The sequence below is a fragment of the Pseudoalteromonas sp. PPB1 genome, from assembly GCF_015356275.1.
Taxonomy (GTDB): Bacteria; Pseudomonadota; Gammaproteobacteria; order Enterobacterales; family Alteromonadaceae; genus Pseudoalteromonas; species Pseudoalteromonas rubra_D.
Genome location: NZ_JACEQV010000001.1, coordinates 482,898 through 499,142, shown reverse-complemented (window position 1 = coordinate 499,142; position 16,245 = coordinate 482,898). Strand labels below are relative to the sequence as shown.

General features: G+C 49.1%; 14 protein-coding genes and 1 pseudogene. 9 read left to right on the top strand and 6 right to left on the bottom strand.

The features are described 5' to 3' along the window. The first annotated feature begins 5 nt into the window (after nucleotides 1-5). The 8 genes and pseudogenes from IY568_RS02205 to tldD all read left to right on the top strand — a co-directional run bounded on the left by IY568_RS02205 (nucleotide 6) and on the right by tldD (nucleotide 10,686). Nucleotides 6-1,049, top strand: a complete 1,044-nt coding sequence (locus IY568_RS02205) for a rod shape-determining protein (protein ID WP_010386656.1) — start codon at nucleotides 6-8, stop codon at nucleotides 1,047-1,049. Then, nucleotides 1,049-1,888, top strand: a complete 840-nt coding sequence (gene mreC / locus IY568_RS02200) for a rod shape-determining protein MreC (protein ID WP_010386655.1) — start codon at nucleotides 1,049-1,051, stop codon at nucleotides 1,886-1,888. The genes IY568_RS02205 and mreC overlap by 1 nt, the downstream gene beginning before the upstream one ends. Beyond that, nucleotides 1,885-2,361 carry a rod shape-determining protein MreD gene (gene mreD / locus IY568_RS02195; RefSeq protein WP_125558565.1) on the top strand — a complete coding sequence of 159 codons (477 nt, stop codon included), beginning with the start codon at nucleotides 1,885-1,887 and terminating at the stop codon, nucleotides 2,359-2,361. The genes mreC and mreD overlap by 4 nt, the downstream gene beginning before the upstream one ends. Beyond that, nucleotides 2,361-2,938 (top strand): annotated as a pseudogene (locus IY568_RS02190) (Maf family protein). Before mreD ends, IY568_RS02190 begins: the two are co-directional and overlap by 1 nt. Beyond that, nucleotides 2,931-4,403, top strand: a complete 1,473-nt coding sequence (gene rng, locus IY568_RS02185) for a ribonuclease G (RefSeq protein ID WP_010386650.1) — start codon at nucleotides 2,931-2,933, stop codon at nucleotides 4,401-4,403. The pseudogene IY568_RS02190 and the gene rng overlap by 8 nt, the downstream one beginning before the upstream one ends. A gap of 46 nt (nucleotides 4,404-4,449) precedes the next feature. After that, entirely contained in the window at nucleotides 4,450-8,418 is a 3,969-nt protein-coding gene (locus tag IY568_RS02180) for a YhdP family protein (RefSeq protein ID WP_194866661.1), read from the top strand. Next, nucleotides 8,415-9,239 carry a carbon-nitrogen hydrolase family protein gene (locus tag IY568_RS02175; protein ID WP_194866660.1) on the top strand — a complete coding sequence of 275 codons (825 nt, stop codon included), beginning with the start codon at nucleotides 8,415-8,417 and terminating at the stop codon, nucleotides 9,237-9,239. The genes IY568_RS02180 and IY568_RS02175 overlap by 4 nt, the downstream gene beginning before the upstream one ends. Next, entirely contained in the window at nucleotides 9,232-10,686 is a 1,455-nt protein-coding gene (tldD, locus tag IY568_RS02170) for a metalloprotease TldD (RefSeq protein WP_125558557.1), read from the top strand. Before IY568_RS02175 ends, tldD begins: the two co-directional genes overlap by 8 nt. Nucleotides 10,687-10,747: 61 nt before the next feature. Here tldD and yjgA read toward each other — a convergent pair whose 3' ends face one another. Next, nucleotides 10,748-11,269: a ribosome biogenesis factor YjgA gene (gene yjgA, locus IY568_RS02165; RefSeq protein ID WP_125558555.1), complete on the bottom strand. Its 522-nt coding sequence runs from the start codon at nucleotides 11,267-11,269 to the stop codon at nucleotides 10,748-10,750. Nucleotides 11,270-11,450: 181 nt separating this feature from the next. On the opposite strand from yjgA, the gene pmbA reads away from it, so the two are divergent. Beyond that, on the top strand, nucleotides 11,451-12,797 hold the full coding sequence (gene pmbA / locus IY568_RS02160) for a metalloprotease PmbA (protein ID WP_138538346.1): 1,347 nt from the start codon (nucleotides 11,451-11,453) through the stop codon (nucleotides 12,795-12,797). A gap of 25 nt (nucleotides 12,798-12,822) precedes the next feature. Here pmbA and mgtE read toward each other — a convergent pair whose 3' ends face one another. The 5 genes from mgtE to hpf form a co-directional block, all read right to left on the bottom strand. Further along, the gene (gene mgtE, locus IY568_RS02155) at nucleotides 12,823-14,181 is read right to left on the bottom strand and encodes a magnesium transporter (RefSeq protein ID WP_010386636.1); all 1,359 of its coding nucleotides are present in this window, start codon (nucleotides 14,179-14,181) and stop codon (nucleotides 12,823-12,825) included. Between the two features lie 179 nt (nucleotides 14,182-14,360). After that, nucleotides 14,361-14,639: an HPr family phosphocarrier protein gene (locus IY568_RS02150; RefSeq protein WP_125558551.1), complete on the bottom strand. Its 279-nt coding sequence runs from the start codon at nucleotides 14,637-14,639 to the stop codon at nucleotides 14,361-14,363. Then, the gene (rapZ, locus tag IY568_RS02145) at nucleotides 14,636-15,481 is read right to left on the bottom strand and encodes an RNase adapter RapZ (protein WP_125558549.1); all 846 of its coding nucleotides are present in this window, start codon (nucleotides 15,479-15,481) and stop codon (nucleotides 14,636-14,638) included. Before rapZ ends, IY568_RS02150 begins: the two co-directional genes overlap by 4 nt. A gap of 12 nt (nucleotides 15,482-15,493) precedes the next feature. Beyond that, entirely contained in the window at nucleotides 15,494-15,949 is a 456-nt protein-coding gene (locus IY568_RS02140) for a PTS sugar transporter subunit IIA (RefSeq protein ID WP_125558547.1), read from the bottom strand. 2 nt (nucleotides 15,950-15,951) lie between these two features. After that, a complete protein-coding gene (gene hpf, locus IY568_RS02135; protein ID WP_010386630.1) occupies nucleotides 15,952-16,239 on the bottom strand; it encodes a ribosome hibernation promoting factor in 288 nt (95 codons plus the stop codon). Nucleotides 16,240-16,245 lie beyond the last annotated feature (6 nt).

Sequence of the window (16,245 nt, the reverse complement as noted above, 5' to 3'; positions counted from 1 at the left end):
GCCTCATGTTTAAAAAACTACGTGGACTATTTTCAAACGACCTGTCGATCGACTTAGGTACTGCCAATACCCTGATTTATGTGAAAGAAGAAGGGATCGTGCTAAACGAGCCTTCTGTTGTGGCGATCCGTCAAGAGCGTGCTGGTGGACCAAAGAGCGTTGCCTCTGTGGGCACAGCGGCAAAGCAAATGTTGGGACGGACACCAGGCAATATTAAAGCCATCAGGCCAATGAAAGACGGCGTGATAGCTGACTTTTACGTCACCGAAAAAATGCTTCAGCATTTCATCAAACAGGTGCACAACAATAACTTTATGCGACCCAGCCCTCGCGTTTTAATTTGTGTGCCTTGTGGTGCAACTCAAGTTGAAAAGCGCGCCATTCGTGAATCTGCAATGGGGGCAGGCGCAAGAGAAGTGTATCTGATTGAAGAACCGATGGCCGCAGCAATTGGTGCTGGTTTACCAGTGTCTGAGGCAACAGGTTCTATGGTTGTCGATATCGGTGGTGGTACCACCGAGGTGGCAATTATCTCTTTGAACGGTGTGGTTTATTCATCGTCTGTTCGTATTGGCGGTGACAAATTTGACGAAGCCATCATCAACTATGTTCGTCGTAACTTTGGTAGCCTGATTGGTGAAGCGACCGCAGAGCATATCAAACACGAAATTGGTTCTGCGTTTAAGAGTGAGGTGCCAGTTGAGATTGAAGTGCGTGGCCGTAACCTGGCTGAAGGTGTACCGCGTTCTTTTACATTAAACTCACACGAAATTCTGGAAGCGCTGCAAGAGCCTCTGATGGGCATTGTCAGTGCCGTGATGGTTGCGCTGGAGCAATCTCCGCCAGAGCTGGCTTCTGACATCTCAGCGCATGGTATGGTGCTGACTGGTGGTGGTGCGTTGCTGAAAGACCTTGATCGTCTGTTGATGGAAGAAACTGGGATCCCGGTAGTTGTTGCAGAAGATCCCTTGACCTGTGTTGCCCGAGGTGGTGGTAAAGCTCTGGAAATGATAGATATGCACGGTGGTGACGTATTTAGTTACGACTGATGAACCTGTTATTTGGACGGACCATTTCTTTACAACTGCGACTTACTGTCGCAGTTGTGCTTAGCGTACTGTTGATCCTTGGTGATAGATACACCTCAGGCGGTACCTTGGTTCGGACTAGTCTTAATACGCTGGTAAGTCCGCTGCTCTACGTGGCGAACGTGCCCTATGAAGTATTTTCACTGGGCGCGAAAAGTCTGGATACCCGTGACCGGTTGTTTCAGGAAAATGAAGCCTTACGAAAAAAGCAGCTGTTACAAAGCGAGCAGCTTCAGCAGTATCAATTCTTGCTACGTGAGAACCAGCAATTGCGTGCGTTACTGGGGGCGTCTTCCCGGCAGCAAAGAGAGCGTCTGATTGCAGAAGTTTTGTCGGTCCGGTCGAGTCGATACAGCCATCAGGTGGTGGTGAATCGAGGTGCCATAGATGGGGTGCTGGAAGGGCAGCCTGTGATTGATGAAATGGGCATTGTCGGGCAACTGACCCAAGTGGGTAGTACCACATCTCGCGTTTTACTCATGACCGACACGACTCATGCGACGCCCGTACGCATTCTGCGCAATGACGTGCGTACTGTGGTTGAAGGCACAGGCAAGATCAATCTGGTGCAGTTACAGCATGTGCCACATAGTTTGGATATTCGTCTGGGAGATATTTTGGTCACATCGGGGTTAGGCGGTACCTTTCCAGAGGGGTATCCCGTTGCTGTGGTTACAGAAATTGATCGTGATGAAGGTCTGCCTTTCTCTAAAGTGTATGCTGAGCCCGTGGCACAACTGGATCGTATTCGTTTGCTCGTGATTTTGGGCAAGATGGCCAAAGAGGAGCCTGAGGCATGAACCGAAGTTACGCCCTGGTCGCCCTAAGTCTGTTTATTGCTCTAATCATGGCACTGATGCCGCTGCCGTTTTCCATTGAACCATTCCGTCCTGACTGGGTCTTACTGGTGTTGATGTATTGGTCCATTGCTTTGCCGCATCGCGTGAACATAGGCTGGGCGTGGTGTACCGGGTTGATAATGGATCTGGCGACGGGGTCGCCGTTGGGCGTGAATTCACTGACCTACTCTATCTGTTTGTATATTACGACAAGTAACTTTCAGAAGATCAGAAACTTCTCAATTTGGCAGCAGGCGGTACTTATTGGTTTGTTCTTAGCCTTGTATCATCTACTGCAGTTTTGGCTGAATCACTTCCTGTTAGATATTTATTTTAATCCCAGATATTTATGGCCTGCTTTGGTAGGTATGCTGTGCTGGCCCTGGGTTTTCCTGTTATTACGAAAGTATCGCAGGCATTTTAGGATCCGTTAATGACACCAACACTTTATCTGGCATCAGCATCGCCACGCAGGCGTGAATTGTTGACTCAGCTTGGTTATACCTTTTCACAATTTGCGGTAGATGCAGATGAAAGCCGATTGCCCGGTGAAGCGCCACTGACGTATGTTGAACGCCTTGCGCGTCTCAAAGCCACCAGTGGTGTGGCGATGGGTTATCAGGATGCGCCAGTACTGGGTAGCGATACAATCGTAGTACTTGAGCAACAGGCGCTGGGCAAACCCACAGATCAAAACGACTTTATTGCTATGATGCAGGCGTTATCCGGACAAACGCATCAGGTGATGACGGCGATTGCCGTGGCAGATACAAAACGTGTACTGAGCCAGACTGTGATAACAGATGTTACATTTAAACCCTTGAGTGATCAGGAAATTGAGCAATACTGGCACAGTGGCGAGCCGCAAGATAAGGCGGGGGGCTATGGCATTCAGGGACTGGGAGGACGATTTGTTACTCAGTTATCTGGTAGCTATTTGCCGTTGTCGGCTTACCTTTATATGAAACGGATGAACTGATTAAAGCATTTATGGCGGGTGTAGATGAGTAGTGAGTTATTGATCAATGTGACCCCGAGCGAAAGCCGGGTTGCACTCATTGAAAACGGTGTACTGCAAGAAGTGCAGGTTGAGCGGGTAGGTAATCTGGGGATTGTTGGCAATATATACTTGGGCAAAATTAGCCGGGTTCTGCCAGGTATGCAGGCTGCGTTTGTTGATATTGGCCTGGAGAAAGCCGCATTTTTGCATGCTTCAGACATTGTAAACAGTGCATCGATTGAAGAAGGCGTCGATGATCAGCCGATCAAGAAAGTTCAGGATATCCGGGAGCTGGTAAAACAAGGCCAGTTTATTATGGTGCAGGTGGTGAAAGATCCAATCGGTACTAAAGGTGCCCGACTGACCACAGACATCACCATTCCTTCGCGTTATTTGGTATTTATGCCGGATGCCACTCATGTGGGCGTCAGTCAGCGTATTGAAACTGAAGAAGAACGCAGTCGTCTGAAAAAAATTGTTGCTCAGTACAATGATGAAAATGGTGGCTTTATTGTCCGTACCGCGGCTGAAGGTGCCGCAGAAGCAGAACTACAACACGATGCTGAATTCCTCAAAAAACTGTGGCAAAAGATCATCAAGCGCCGACAGAAAACCAGTAAAGCTAGCATCCTCCATGAAGACCTCACTCTGGCGTTTCGTACACTCAGAGATTATGTCGGTGAAGACATGGAGCGTATCCGGGTCGATTCCAAATTGACCTACCAGCAACTAAAGGACTTTACTGAGGAGTTTGTGCCTCAGTTGTCACAAACGCTGGAATACTACCCCGGGGAACGGCCAATCTTTGACCTGTTTGATGTCGAAATTGAAATTCAAAAAGCATTACATCGTAAGGTTGAATTGAAATCAGGCGGTTATTTGATTTTTGATCAGACTGAAGCCATGACTACGGTGGATGTGAATACAGGCGCGTTCGTCGGTCACCGTAACCTGGAAGAAACGATTTTTAATACCAATGTTGAAGCCACATCGGCCATCGCCAGACAACTGAGGTTACGTAATCTGGGCGGCATTATCATTATCGACTTTATCGATATGATTTCTGATGAGCACAAGCGCCGGGTGTTGCATTCACTCGAAACAGCCCTGGCGAAAGACCGTGCTAAGGCCAATATTAATGGTTTGTCTGCCCTTGGGCTGGTCGAGATGACCCGTAAACGCACCCGTGAGAGTCTGGAACATATTTTGTGTGATGTGTGCCCAGCTTGCTCTGGCCGAGGTTCTCTCAAGACAGTTGAAACCGTCTGCTACGAGATTTTACGCGAAATTGTCCGGGTAAATCGTGCTTATGATGCCGATAAGTTCATGGTTTATGCGTCACCAGCGGTCAGTGAAGCGCTGGTCAATGACGAATACCATAATCTGGCCGAGTTGGAACTGTTTATTGGTAAGCAGGTCAGTATTCAGACTGAGAGCCTGTACAGCCAGGAGCAGTTTGATGTCGTCATGATGTAGTGACACGATGCAGGTTAAGGCGGTTTGTTTTTTTTGTGTACGAAAAATGTGGCAAGTGTTTGCTGTCACATTGGTACTGCTTGCCGTCCTGGTTTCGGTGGTCAAATACAGCCTGCCTTACGCCAATGAATATAAACATGATATTGAGTCGCTGGTTAACCAGCAGCTCGGAGTTGAATTAAACATTGGCAGCATAAGTGCCAGCTGGCAGGGCAATGGTCCGGCGCTGGTGCTGCGTGATGTCAGTTTTGAAGACAACGCCCGTTCCCCTATCTCTTTGCATATCGCACAGACCAGCTTGCAGCTAAATCTGGTCGAATCAGTCCGGCAGTGGCGACTGGTATCTAACTATTTTGTGCTGGATGGCTTTGACGCCACCGTTGATATTCAGGCCATGGCGCAAAGCATGGAAGGTGGTAGTGGTGAGTTTGAACAACAGGCGCTGATTGAAGAGCTGTTTTTGGGCGATACGGGCCATTTTGCAGTTCAAAATAGCCAGGTGACTTTGCTGGTTGCGGACGATAAATCTCACACTCTACTGGTGCCGGATCTGATCTGGCAAAACAGTGCTGATGTACATAATGGTGAGGGGCAGATCTCCTTCCCAGGTCTTGCCAAAGGTCAGCTAAACGCGCGTTTTCGTTTTCATGGTCAGCAGCTTAGTGCAATGGCCGGTGATATTTTCATTGATGCACAGCAAGTTGAGCTGATGAGTTGGTTGCAGGCGTATCTTGACCCGCAATACCAAACGGCCAGTTCGAGCGTGAATATGCAACTCTGGGCGCGACTGGAACAAGGCAAGTTCAACGATATTCTGGTCAACTGGTTACCGAGTAGCATTAGCTGGCAACAAGGGCAAACCCACAGACAATTGGCTGTACAAGGTGGGGCTTTGCATTTGCAACCAGCGCAAAATGGCTGGGCATTAAGTAGCTCTGAGTTGCAGCTATCTCAAAATGAACAAAATCCCACAGCGCTTAGTATTGAGGGATATTTTAGCAATAGTGAACGTACGCTGTGGATGCAGGGCCTGGACCTGGCGTATGTCACTCAGTTGCTGTCACTCACACACTTCGACTGGGCGAAGCAAGTAGAAGCTTTGTCTCCTGCTGGCCTGATAACCGCCGCCAGAGTGTCAATGGGAAGTGATTCACCCGTGTCGTTGTGGCTCGCTTTAGAGGAAGCCGGTTGGCGACAACTCGGTGGGATTCCGGGGTTTTCAGGGCTCAATGCCGAGCTAATGCTCACGCCAGAGCGTGGTGTGCTCAGTCTCAGTGCACAAGATCGGGCTCTGTTGGTAGAAGAGCAATTTATAGCCCCAATCGCCGTCAAAGAACTCAACGGAGACATTCACTTTTACCGGGATGACGGACATAAATGGCATGTGCAGTCGGATAACCTGTGGCTCAGCAATGAGGATTTAAGTGTTGCGTTGGAAATGCACTTACGCTTGCTTGAAGAACCTGTGCTGGATTTATATGCCGATGTATTTGGCGGCGATGCCAGTATCGCGGGCCGTTATTTCCCGCTACAGCTGATGAATGAAAACCTGGTCAGTTATCTTAACAACGGGATCCAGGGCGGGCGACTCAGACACACTCAAGTATTGTTGTCAGGGCCGCTGACACAATTTCCGTACCGCGGACATCATGGTCGCTTTGAAGTCCTGGCTCGGATTGATCAGGCTAAGTTTGCCTTTGCGCCGGATTGGGCTGCCCTGCATAATGGTGATGTGACATTGCATTTTGCCGATGAGCGAATGGATATTACGGTTAATAGCGGTGAGCTGTTGAACCAGACATTGAGCAGTGGGGTTGTGGTTAGTCTGGCTGATCTTGAACAAACCAATTTGCTGACCGTCAACATCGTACACACGACGGAAGCCAGCACGCTGGCACCATTTTTCAACGCCACACCAATCGCCGACCCGTTAGCTGATATTCTTCAGGTCGCGCAGGTTGAGGGTGATGTTACAGGTAATGTCGATCTGCTGATCGATTTGGCGTCGCTGGATGTCAATGTTCTGGGGGCGGTTGAATTCAAGGACAATGCCCTCTATCTAGAGCAACCGGGCATGGCGCTTGATAAGCTAAGTGGCACACTGAAATTTATTGATGACAACATTGAACTGGAAAATACCCGGGCGCTGTGGCGAGGGATGCCGTTACTTTTCAGCTTGTCAGGGCAAGGTGACAGTGCCCGCTATCAGCTCGGCATTGAGACGCGTTTGAGTGCAGCCAGCGACAAGTTGCTGCCGCTCACACAAGGCTTGATGGACGATTTTATTACCGGTAATGCCTTATTGGCAGGACAGGTAATGTTGGACTTCACCGAACAAGGCTTCAGTTATCAGGCAGATTTTAAATCCGACTTGCAAGGTGCCAATATTGAATTACCTGCACCGGTTGGCAAGTCGGCAGATGAGCGTATGCAGTTAACGGCGCAGGTACGTGGTGACGATATTTCTAATTTGATTAGCGTCACACTTGGTGAGCAGCTTTACTTCGATGGCATTTTAGACAATAACAGTGGTTTGATTGAACGTGCTCAGCTTGTCTTTGCTGAGACTAATCGTGCATTAAGTCAGCCTGGATTCAATGTGGCTATCACTCAACCTCAGCTCACACTGGCACCTTGGCTGCCATTCATTGACCGCATTATTGAACAGGTAGAACAGCCGTCGGAGCAGCCGGGCATATTACCCGCTTTTGATACGCTGCGCGCGCAGATAGGCCAGTTAAATGTCTTTGAACTCGGTGTTAATGACTTTGAGTTAAGCCTTCGCCCACAATCCAGTGGGCTGCTGGCACGATTGAATGCCAGAGAGTTAAGAGCACAGGTACAGTTTCCAAATGATAATGCGGCACAACCAATCCAGATACAAGCGGACTATTTGCGGCTTAACCCGCTTGAGCCGACAGATGCGGGTACCACGACTGAAACGGCTTCTCTCGATGATTCACAAGCTGCGCCTGAGGCATCATTGCAGTGGTTAACGAATATTCCGGCTATAGAATTTAACTGCGATGATTGTCGTATAACCCAGTATCAGCTGGATAAGGTGGACCTGGCTTTGCAGGGCAATGGCGAAGCGCTACAGATCACACGTTTGCAGGTGGATAAAGGGGATCATGTGCTGCAAGGTACGGGTGGTTGGCGTAATGGTCGCTCACACTTTAATGGCACGCTGACCAGCAGCGATTTTGGTCAGTTAATGGAAGAGTTTGATATCACTTCCAGCGTTCAGGATTCCAGTGCTGACATTGAATTTGCCCTGAGCTGGGCAGACGCGCCTTATGAATTTGATGTTGCCACGCTTGACGGTTCAGTAAAATGGCAACTGGGTGAAGGGCATCTGGCTGAGATCAGCGATCAGGGCACACGGGTGTTTTCTTTGCTGAGTCTCGATTCACTGGTCCGTAAACTCAAACTGGATTTTCGTGATGTGTTTGCCAAAGGGTTTTTCTACAACCGCATTGACGGCACTTTCCAGCTCGACAAAGGGGTTGTATATACTGGGGATACCCAACTGGATGGGGTGCCAGCCGACCTGTCGGTCAGGGGGTATGCCGATCTTAATAGCAAAGCCATTGACTACGAGCTGTCAGTCGCTCCGCAGGTTACGTCGAGTTTACCAGTGATTGTGGGGTGGATGGTGAATCCGGTCACGGGTCTTGCGGCACTGGCCCTTGATAAAGTGATCCATTCGGCACGGGTGATCTCAGAGATTAAATTTAAAGTGACCGGCACTATGGCAGAGCCTGTGGTGACCGAACTGGATCGTAAGAGCCGTGAGGTCGAGTTACCTAAGCCTCCGGGTTCACAGCCTGAGAAACCTGCGCAGCCCGTTGTCCCTCAAGGTGAGGAAACCCCAGACACACAAGTTGATATACCCAGGTTAGGCGAACAGACGCCACAGCAAGATGCATCAGATACACAGACGGACAAGTCTGTGGAGGCAGGGGAGGGTCCCGGCAGTCTGAGCTCAGAGACAGGTCAAGAGGAACAACCATGAAAAGCGGCCATATCTATGTTGTACAGATGTGTTCAGGGGTGCACCCTGAGGAGAATCTTGAGCAGTTAAAAGCTTTACTTAGCCAGCAAACACTGATGCAACCTGCGTTGGTGTGTTTACCCGAATCCTGGCTGGCATTTTGTCAGACCCCTCAGCAAACGCTTGCACAAGCCCAAAATAATGCCTACTGGATCACACAAATTCAGCAGCTTTGCCGGGACTTTAATATCTGGCTAGCTGCGGGTACCATCGCCCTCACAGATGGCCTGGGTCGTTATTATGCAGCCAGTCTGCTGTTTAACAATGAAGGGGTCGAAGTTGCACGCTATAATAAGATCCATCTGTTTGATGCGGATGTCGCTGACAGCGCCGGGCATTATAGGGAGTCAACTCTGACTAGTCCCGGTGATGACATTGTCACCGTGGATAGCCCCTTTGGCCGTCTGGGATTGAGCGTTTGCTATGATTTACGCTTTCCGGGTTTATATCAGGCGATGCGTGAACAGGGCGCGGAGATACTGCTGGTACCCAGTGCTTTCACAACCGTCACCGGGGCTGCACACTGGCAGCCTTTGTTACAGGCGCGGGCGATAGAAACACAATGCTATGTGGTGGCAGCCGCGCAGGTTGGGGAGCATGAGAATGGTCGGCAAACCTATGGTCATAGCCTGGTGGTTTCCCCTTGGGGCGTGTGCCTTGGCGAAGCGCAAACTCAGGTAGGTGTGATTCATGCCCAGCTTGATCTGAGTGACCTGCATGCCATCCGACAGAAAATGCCTGTAGCGGCACATAACCGATTTAAGAGCGATTTTTATGAGTAATTTTGGTAGCGAGCACGTCGAACAACATTTACTGACGGACAGTGACTTAACGCGGGAACAATTGCAACAAACATTGGCATACATTCATCAGCACAAAGTGGACTATGCCGATCTGTATTTCCAGTCCAGTTATCATGAAACCTGGGTGCTGGAAGATGGCTCCGTTAAAGAGGGCAGTTATAATATTGAGCGGGGAGTTGGGGTTCGCGCTGTAAGTGGCGAGAAAACGGGGTTTAGTTACTCAGATGCCATTAATATGGAAGCATTGAACCAGGCTGCAATGGCCGCCAGAAGTATTGCCCAGCAAGGTGAGAATAAACAGGTTCAGGTGTTCAGTGATGTTAAAGCCGCGACCCAATTTGAGGCAACTCAGCCGCTGTTGAGCATGAGCGATACCGATAAAGTTTCGTTATTGCGAGAGGTTGAAGCGGCGATCCGTGATTTAGCCCCTGAAGCGGAGCAAGTCGTTAGCTCCATGTCTGCGGTATATGAAGAAGTGTTGATCGCAGCCAGTGATGGTACTTTTGCAACAGATATTCGTCCTTTGGTGCGCTTAAATTGCTCTGTATTATTAGCGAAAAATGGCCGTCGTGAGCGAGGCAGTGCCGGTGGGGGAGCCCGTCTGGATTACAATTACTTCAGAGAACTGGTCGATGGCAAGCCGCGTTGGCAGCATTATGTCACCAAAGCGGTTCACCAGGCACGTGTAAATCTGGAAGCGGTTGATGCACCTGCTGGGGCTATGCCAGTTGTACTGGGGGCAGGCTGGCCGGGAGTATTACTCCATGAAGCGGTGGGACATGGTCTTGAAGGGGACTTTAACCGCAAAGGCGCGTCTGCATTTAGCGGGCGAGTCGGCGAACAAGTGGCTTCCAGCCTCTGTACTGTGGTGGATGACGGTACCTTGGATAACCGTCGTGGTTCACTGAATATTGACGATGAAGGCACCCCGGCAGGCTACAATGTGCTAATCGAAAAGGGTGTGCTGAAAGGCTATATGCAGGATAAGCTCAATGCCCGATTGATGGGCGTGACACCCACTGGCAATGCCAGACGTGAATCTTATGCACATCTGCCGATGCCAAGAATGACCAATACATATATGCTGCCGGGTGAGCATAGTCAAAACGACATCATAGCTTCGGTAAAGAAAGGGATCTTTGCGCCTAACTTTGGTGGCGGCCAGGTTGATATTACGTCGGGTAAATTTGTATTTTCAGCTTCAGAAGCTTACCTGATAGAAGATGGCAAAGTGACGCAGCCTATCAAAGGTGCCACCTTAATCGGCAATGGCCCGGATGTTATGCAGAAGGTATCTATGGTTGGTAACGATCTGGAACTGGATACAGGTGTCGGGGTGTGTGGTAAAAATGGTCAGAGTGTGCCTGTTGGCGTTGGTCAGCCCAGTCTGAAAATTGACGAACTCACTGTAGGTGGTACAGCCTAAAAAACTATCCGCAGTATTTTAGCTAAGTTGTATTATACTGCGGACCGCTTTATCACTTTGCTTATGGCAGGATCAGTTCTTTAAGTAACTGAAATAGCTCCTTAGAGCTTTTTCCTGGCTTTTCCGCCTGATGCTCTTTTTTCGCCTGGCGAACCAGTTGTCTGAGCTTCTGGCGCTCCAGCGTTGGATGTGCTTCAAGCAGGGTATTGATCTTTTCATCCCCCTTGGCTATCAGTTCATCTCTGAGCTGTTCTACCTGATTAAGCAGGACATCTGCCTGGTTGTTTCTGTTGAGTAACAGATCCAGACCTTGCTGTAATTCTTCTACATTACTGGTGGTACGCAGTTGCTTGGCAATAAAGTTCAGATGACGGCGGTAGGCATCGTGCTTACCGCGCAGCTTGTCTGCCAGTTCCATCGCTGCGACCAGCTCAGGGGAGAGTGGCAGCTTTTCTCTTTGCTTTTTCCCTAATTGCGCGATATCAACGCCAAGTTGATGGTATTGCTGTGCATCACGCTTTAATTCGCTCTTTGAGACGTAAATGATCTCTTCTTCTGGCTCTTGGGTAGGTTTTTTGGCCATTTTACCGCACTTACTTCAGTTATTGATGATCAGATTATATCAGAAGTCAGAAAAAGCAGTAATGCATACATGAATGCGCAAATTGCCTAAGGGTGTCATACAGAATCTTTACTTGAGTCACAGCGCATCGGCGCAGGCTGTGTTAGGATTATAGAAGTACTATGATTTGTGGAATAAAAACATGAGCCAGCAACACGATCCCATTTGGACGCAAATTGATGAAGTAAAACAAGCCGTGTCTGATGTTTTGGACTATGCAAAGCAACTGGGGGCGACATCTGCTGAGGCATCGATGAGTCGTACTTCAGGTTTATCAGTTAGTACCCGAATGGGAGAAGTTGAAACGATTGAATTTAACCAGGATGGTGGCCTGGGACTGAGTGTTTACGTTGGTCAGCATAAAGGGTCTGCTTCGACGGCCGATCTCGGTCCCAAAGCTTTGCGTTCCGTAGTTGAAAAAGCGGTCGAAATTGCCAAATTTACATCGGATGATCCCTGTAATGGTGTGGCTGATGCTGAGTTAATGCCTGAGGTGGTGCCTGATTTAGATCTTTTCCATCCCTGGTCACTGACACCTGAGGAAGGTGTGAAGCGCTGTCTTGAAGCGGAGCAGGCGGCATTGAATTACGACGAGCGTATTGTTAACTCGGATGGGGCCAGCGTCGCCAGTCATCAGGGCCTGCGCGTTTACGGCAACAGCCATGGTTTTCTGGCCGGGTTTCCGCGTACCCGACACACCTTAAGCACTATGGTGATCGGTGAAGAAAATGGGGTGATGCAACGAGATAATGCTTACTCCATCACACGTGTGCATTCGCAGTTGAGAGATGCCAAAGAGGTAGGCATAGAGGCAGCAGAGTCGACGCTGGCTAAGCTAAACAGTCGTAAGCTGGAAACCATGCGGGTACCGGTTGTATTCCGGGCTGACATTGCCAATAGCCTGTTTGGACACCTGGTTTCCGCCATTGGCGGTGGTGCTTTGTATCGAAAGTCGAGCTTCTTGCTGGATAGTTTGGGTACTGACGTTTTTTCGTCTTGTGTGTCGATCAAAGAGCAGCCACACTTGTTGCAGGCACTCGCATCGAGCCCGTTTGACGCTGAAGGTGTGCAGACAACCGAGCGCGATATCATCAAAGGAGGCGTACTCGAGACCTATTTGTTGCCAAGCTACGCAGCCAGACGTCTGGGTATGCGTAGTACGGGCCATGCGGGTGGGATTCACAACTGGCTGGTACAGGCCACTGAGCCGGACCTGGCCGCGTTGCTGCGGACCATGGGGCGTGGCTTATTAGTGACTGAACTTATGGGGCAGGGGGTTAATACGGTAACCGGTGACTACTCACGCGGCGCAGCCGGTTTCTGGGTAGAAAATGGGGAGATCCAATATCCAGTCAGTGAGATCACCATTGCAGGTAACCTCAAGGATATGTTTAAGTCAATTCAGGCAATTGGGGGAGACATTGAAACGCGTGGCGCTGTTCAAACTGGCTCGGTGCTGATAGAAAATATGCAAGTTGCGGGTCAGTAACCGGTAGTTGTATGTGTTTGGCTGCTTAGACAAGCAGCCAGGTCGCCGTGCCGAGGAAGGCAAAAATGCCTACGATGTCGGTGACTGTGGTCAGTACAACACTGCCCGCCAGTGCTGGGTCTATATTCATTCTTTTTAGAATCAGAGGTATGCTGGCGCCTGCAATGCCCGCAGCAACCAGATTCATAAACATTGCAAAGGCAATCACGCCCCCGAGTACAAAATCCCATTGCCACAGGGCAATCACACCTGCAATCAGCAAAGACCAGAGTAACCCATTCAAGGCGCCAATGGCGAGCTCTTTACCCAGTAAGAAGCGCTGGTTAGTGGCGTTAACGTGCCCCAGAGCAATACCACGGATCACCAAAGTCAGGGTTTGACTGCCAGCCACACCACCCATGCTGGGGACTATGCCATTCAATACTGCGAGGATCGGTAAAATATCTAAGGTGCCTTCGAAAAAGCTGGCAACGAAAGCGGCCATTAGTGCAGTAAGCAGGTTGATCCCCAGCCAGATTGAACGGCGACGGCTACTTTTCCAGACCGGCGCAAAGGTATCTTCTTCATCGTCGAGACCAGCCATACTCATGAGGCTGTGTTCGGCGTCCTCTCGGATAACATCAACGATGTCATCGATGGTGATACGCCCCAGCAAATGTGCGTTGTCGTCTACTACTGGTGCTGAGATCCAATTATGACGTTCAAACAGCTGGGCGACATCGCTTTCGTCCATTGAAATGGGAATAGTTTCACGTTCTTCATTCATTAACTCATTAACCAGTTTGTCAGGCTGGCTGGTTAAAAGCACACTGATTGGCAGGGAGCCCAAAAAGCAATTGTCTTTGTCTACTACGTACAGGTCATCGGTGCCATCAGGGAGTTCCCCTTTGAGGCGCAGATAACGTAACACGACATCCAGTGACACATCCGGGCGGATCGTCACCGTATCTGTGTTCATCAATGCGCCTGCGGAGTGCTCGACATAAGACAGTGCCTGGGTTGCTCGGGCTCTGTCTTGCGAGTCCATGGCACCGATAACGTCCTGATAGACGGGATCTGGCAAGCTTCTCAGGACTTCACCGAGATCATCATCATCCATGTCTTCTGTCGCCGCAGCGATCAGCTCTGGCTCCATTTTGGCAATGATGCTGAGTCTCACATCTTCAGACAGCTCTTCAAGCACGTCACCCTGTATATCCGGGTCAACCAATTGCCAAAGCAGGGTTCTGATTTTATGTGGGGAGGACTCCAGCAATAGCGCGGTGTCGCAGGGTGGAATTTCGGCTAAGGTTCGCCTGACTTGAACAAACTGACCACTGTTAAGGGCATTCGTAACTTGCTGCAATAGCTCCAGTGTGTAGTCTTGTTCAAAAGCTTCAGGCATAGGCATCCCAGGTTGGATAGTCGACAAGTAGGCTTGTCAACGAGTATATAGCGCATTGATTATAGGCTTATGATAATTATAGCTGTTTTAATATCAATTGGTATATCTAAAAAAAGCGAAGAAAGCCGTCATGAAGCGGCAGTTTTGTGTCTGTCTGATCGGAGAAAAGCGAAGAGGAGTTACTCTGATTCGTTAAATTTATCTGCAATGAGATTGCCAATGGCATGTAAAGCGCGTTCGGCATCTGGCCCTTCGCAGACGACTTTGACTTCTTTGCCCTGACTACTTTCAAGTAGCAATAAAGCCAGTACACTGTCACCCTCTGCTTCTTTACTGCCCTGAAACAGCGTGATGTTGGCATCGAACTGAGTGGAGAGTTCTGCCAGCACACTGGCTGCACGAGCGTGTAGCCCCAGCTTATTCTGGATCAGAAAGGTATCTTCAAAGCGTTGTGTCATTTTTCTTGTTCGCGGTGATGGATCTTCACATTGTTGTGGGTGCGGGCAAAACGCTCACCTAACGTTTGGGCAAGATATACGGAACGGTGTTGTCCACCAGTACAGCCAATTGAAATGGTCAGGTAGCTGCGGTTATTGCGTTCCAGATGGGGCAACCAGGTTTGCACAAAGGTCTGGATCTGCCAGGTAAATTTTTGCACTAAGCTGTGGCTAGACAGGTAATCAATAACAGGTTTATCTAAACCGGTTAACGGTTTAAGGTCTGGTTCCCAGTGTGGGTTTGGTAAAAAGCGGGCATCAAACACGTAGTCGGCTTCTTTCGGAATACCATGCTTAAAGCCAAAGGACTCAAAGGTGATGATTAATTGTTTGTCCTTTTTACCGAGGATCTTTTCCCGGATACGCTCTGCCAGCTGGTGGATACTCATGTCCGTGGTATCAATGGTGATATTGGCGCGGCGGATAAGCGGGTCAAGCAGCTCTTTTTCTTTTTTGATTGCTTTGTCCAGCGACAGATCGGCCAATGACAGCGGGTGCAGGCGGCGTGTTTCTGAAAAGCGACGGATCAAGATCTGATCTTCACTGTCCAGATAGAATATGTTGGGTTCTGCAAATCCGGGGAGGTATTCCAAAATATCGTCGAGTTCTTGCTGATCTTTTGGCAGGTTACGTACGTCAACGCTCACGGCAATTTTATCATAGCTGTCTGACACACTGCGCACCAATGCAGGCAGCAAGTTGACTGGGATATTATCGGCGCAGTAATAACCCAAGTCTTCCAGCACGCGAAGGGCGACCGATTTTCCTGAGCCAGAACGACCACTGACAATAATTAACTGCACAGAAACTCTCCGTTAGTTGTCAAACTCTTCAATTATCGCGAATAACTCCTGATCATTGTGAGCTTGTCTGATACGTTTACAAAACACCTTGTTTTTAAGTTTATCAGCGATCGTTGCCAAGGTCTGCAAATGTTGTTGATTTTCTCCCTCGGGTACGATGAGTGCCACAAAAATGTCGACGGGTTGATTGTCAATGGCATCAAAGGCAATGCCTTGCTGATTAACAAGCAGCATAGCCACCACTTTATCTATGCCTGCCATGCGGCCATGGGGCAGGGCTATCCCTTTTCCGATCCCCGTACTACCGAGTTTTTCGCGGCTCAATAGCGCATCAAGGATGTCATGGGCATTACTGTCTGGAAGCTGGCTTTGAGCCAACTCACTGATGTACTCTAAAATACGTTTCTTACTATTAAAAAGGACCGCAGCTTTGCTGCAGTCCTGTGAAATCAATGAGCTTAGTTTCATGATTAATGTCGAGTTAGCTTCTCTTTGTGCTTGATCACCTGGCGGTCAAGCTTATCGATAAGTCCGTCTATTGCGGCATACATATCCCGGTGTTCGGTTGAGGCAAAGATTTCTCCCCCGTTCACATGTAATGTGGCTTCTGCTTTTTGGATGAGCTTTTCGACATCTAGGATAACATGCACATTATTGATGTGATCAAAGTGCCTTTCTAGCTTCGCAAACTTGTTTGTTACATAGTCTCTTAACGAATCGGTGATTTCTACATGTCGACCAGTTAAATTTAGTTGCATAAGCAT

Bases quoted from the DNA above. Each gene is read 5' to 3' on its own strand.
- IY568_RS02205 (WP_010386656.1), top strand. From the start codon at position 6: ATGTTTAAAAAACTACGTGGACTATTTTCAAACGACCTGTCGATCGAC.
- mreC (WP_010386655.1), top strand. From the start codon at position 1,049: ATGAACCTGTTATTTGGACGGACCATTTCTTTACAACTGCGACTTACT.
- mreD (WP_125558565.1), top strand. From the start codon at position 1,885: ATGAACCGAAGTTACGCCCTGGTCGCCCTAAGTCTGTTTATTGCTCTA.
- rng (WP_010386650.1), top strand. From the start codon at position 2,931: ATGAGTAGTGAGTTATTGATCAATGTGACCCCGAGCGAAAGCCGGGTT.
- IY568_RS02180 (WP_194866661.1), top strand. From the start codon at position 4,450: ATGTGGCAAGTGTTTGCTGTCACATTGGTACTGCTTGCCGTCCTGGTT.
- IY568_RS02175 (WP_194866660.1), top strand. From the start codon at position 8,415: ATGAAAAGCGGCCATATCTATGTTGTACAGATGTGTTCAGGGGTGCAC.
- tldD (WP_125558557.1), top strand. From the start codon at position 9,232: ATGAGTAATTTTGGTAGCGAGCACGTCGAACAACATTTACTGACGGAC.
- yjgA (WP_125558555.1), bottom strand. From the start codon at position 11,269: ATGGCCAAAAAACCTACCCAAGAGCCAGAAGAAGAGATCATTTACGTC.
- pmbA (WP_138538346.1), top strand. From the start codon at position 11,451: ATGAGCCAGCAACACGATCCCATTTGGACGCAAATTGATGAAGTAAAA.
- mgtE (WP_010386636.1), bottom strand. From the start codon at position 14,181: ATGCCTGAAGCTTTTGAACAAGACTACACACTGGAGCTATTGCAGCAA.
- IY568_RS02150 (WP_125558551.1), bottom strand. From the start codon at position 14,639: ATGACACAACGCTTTGAAGATACCTTTCTGATCCAGAATAAGCTGGGG.
- IY568_RS02140 (WP_125558547.1), bottom strand. From the start codon at position 15,949: ATGAAACTAAGCTCATTGATTTCACAGGACTGCAGCAAAGCTGCGGTC.
- hpf (WP_010386630.1), bottom strand. From the start codon at position 16,239: ATGCAACTAAATTTAACTGGTCGACATGTAGAAATCACCGATTCGTTA.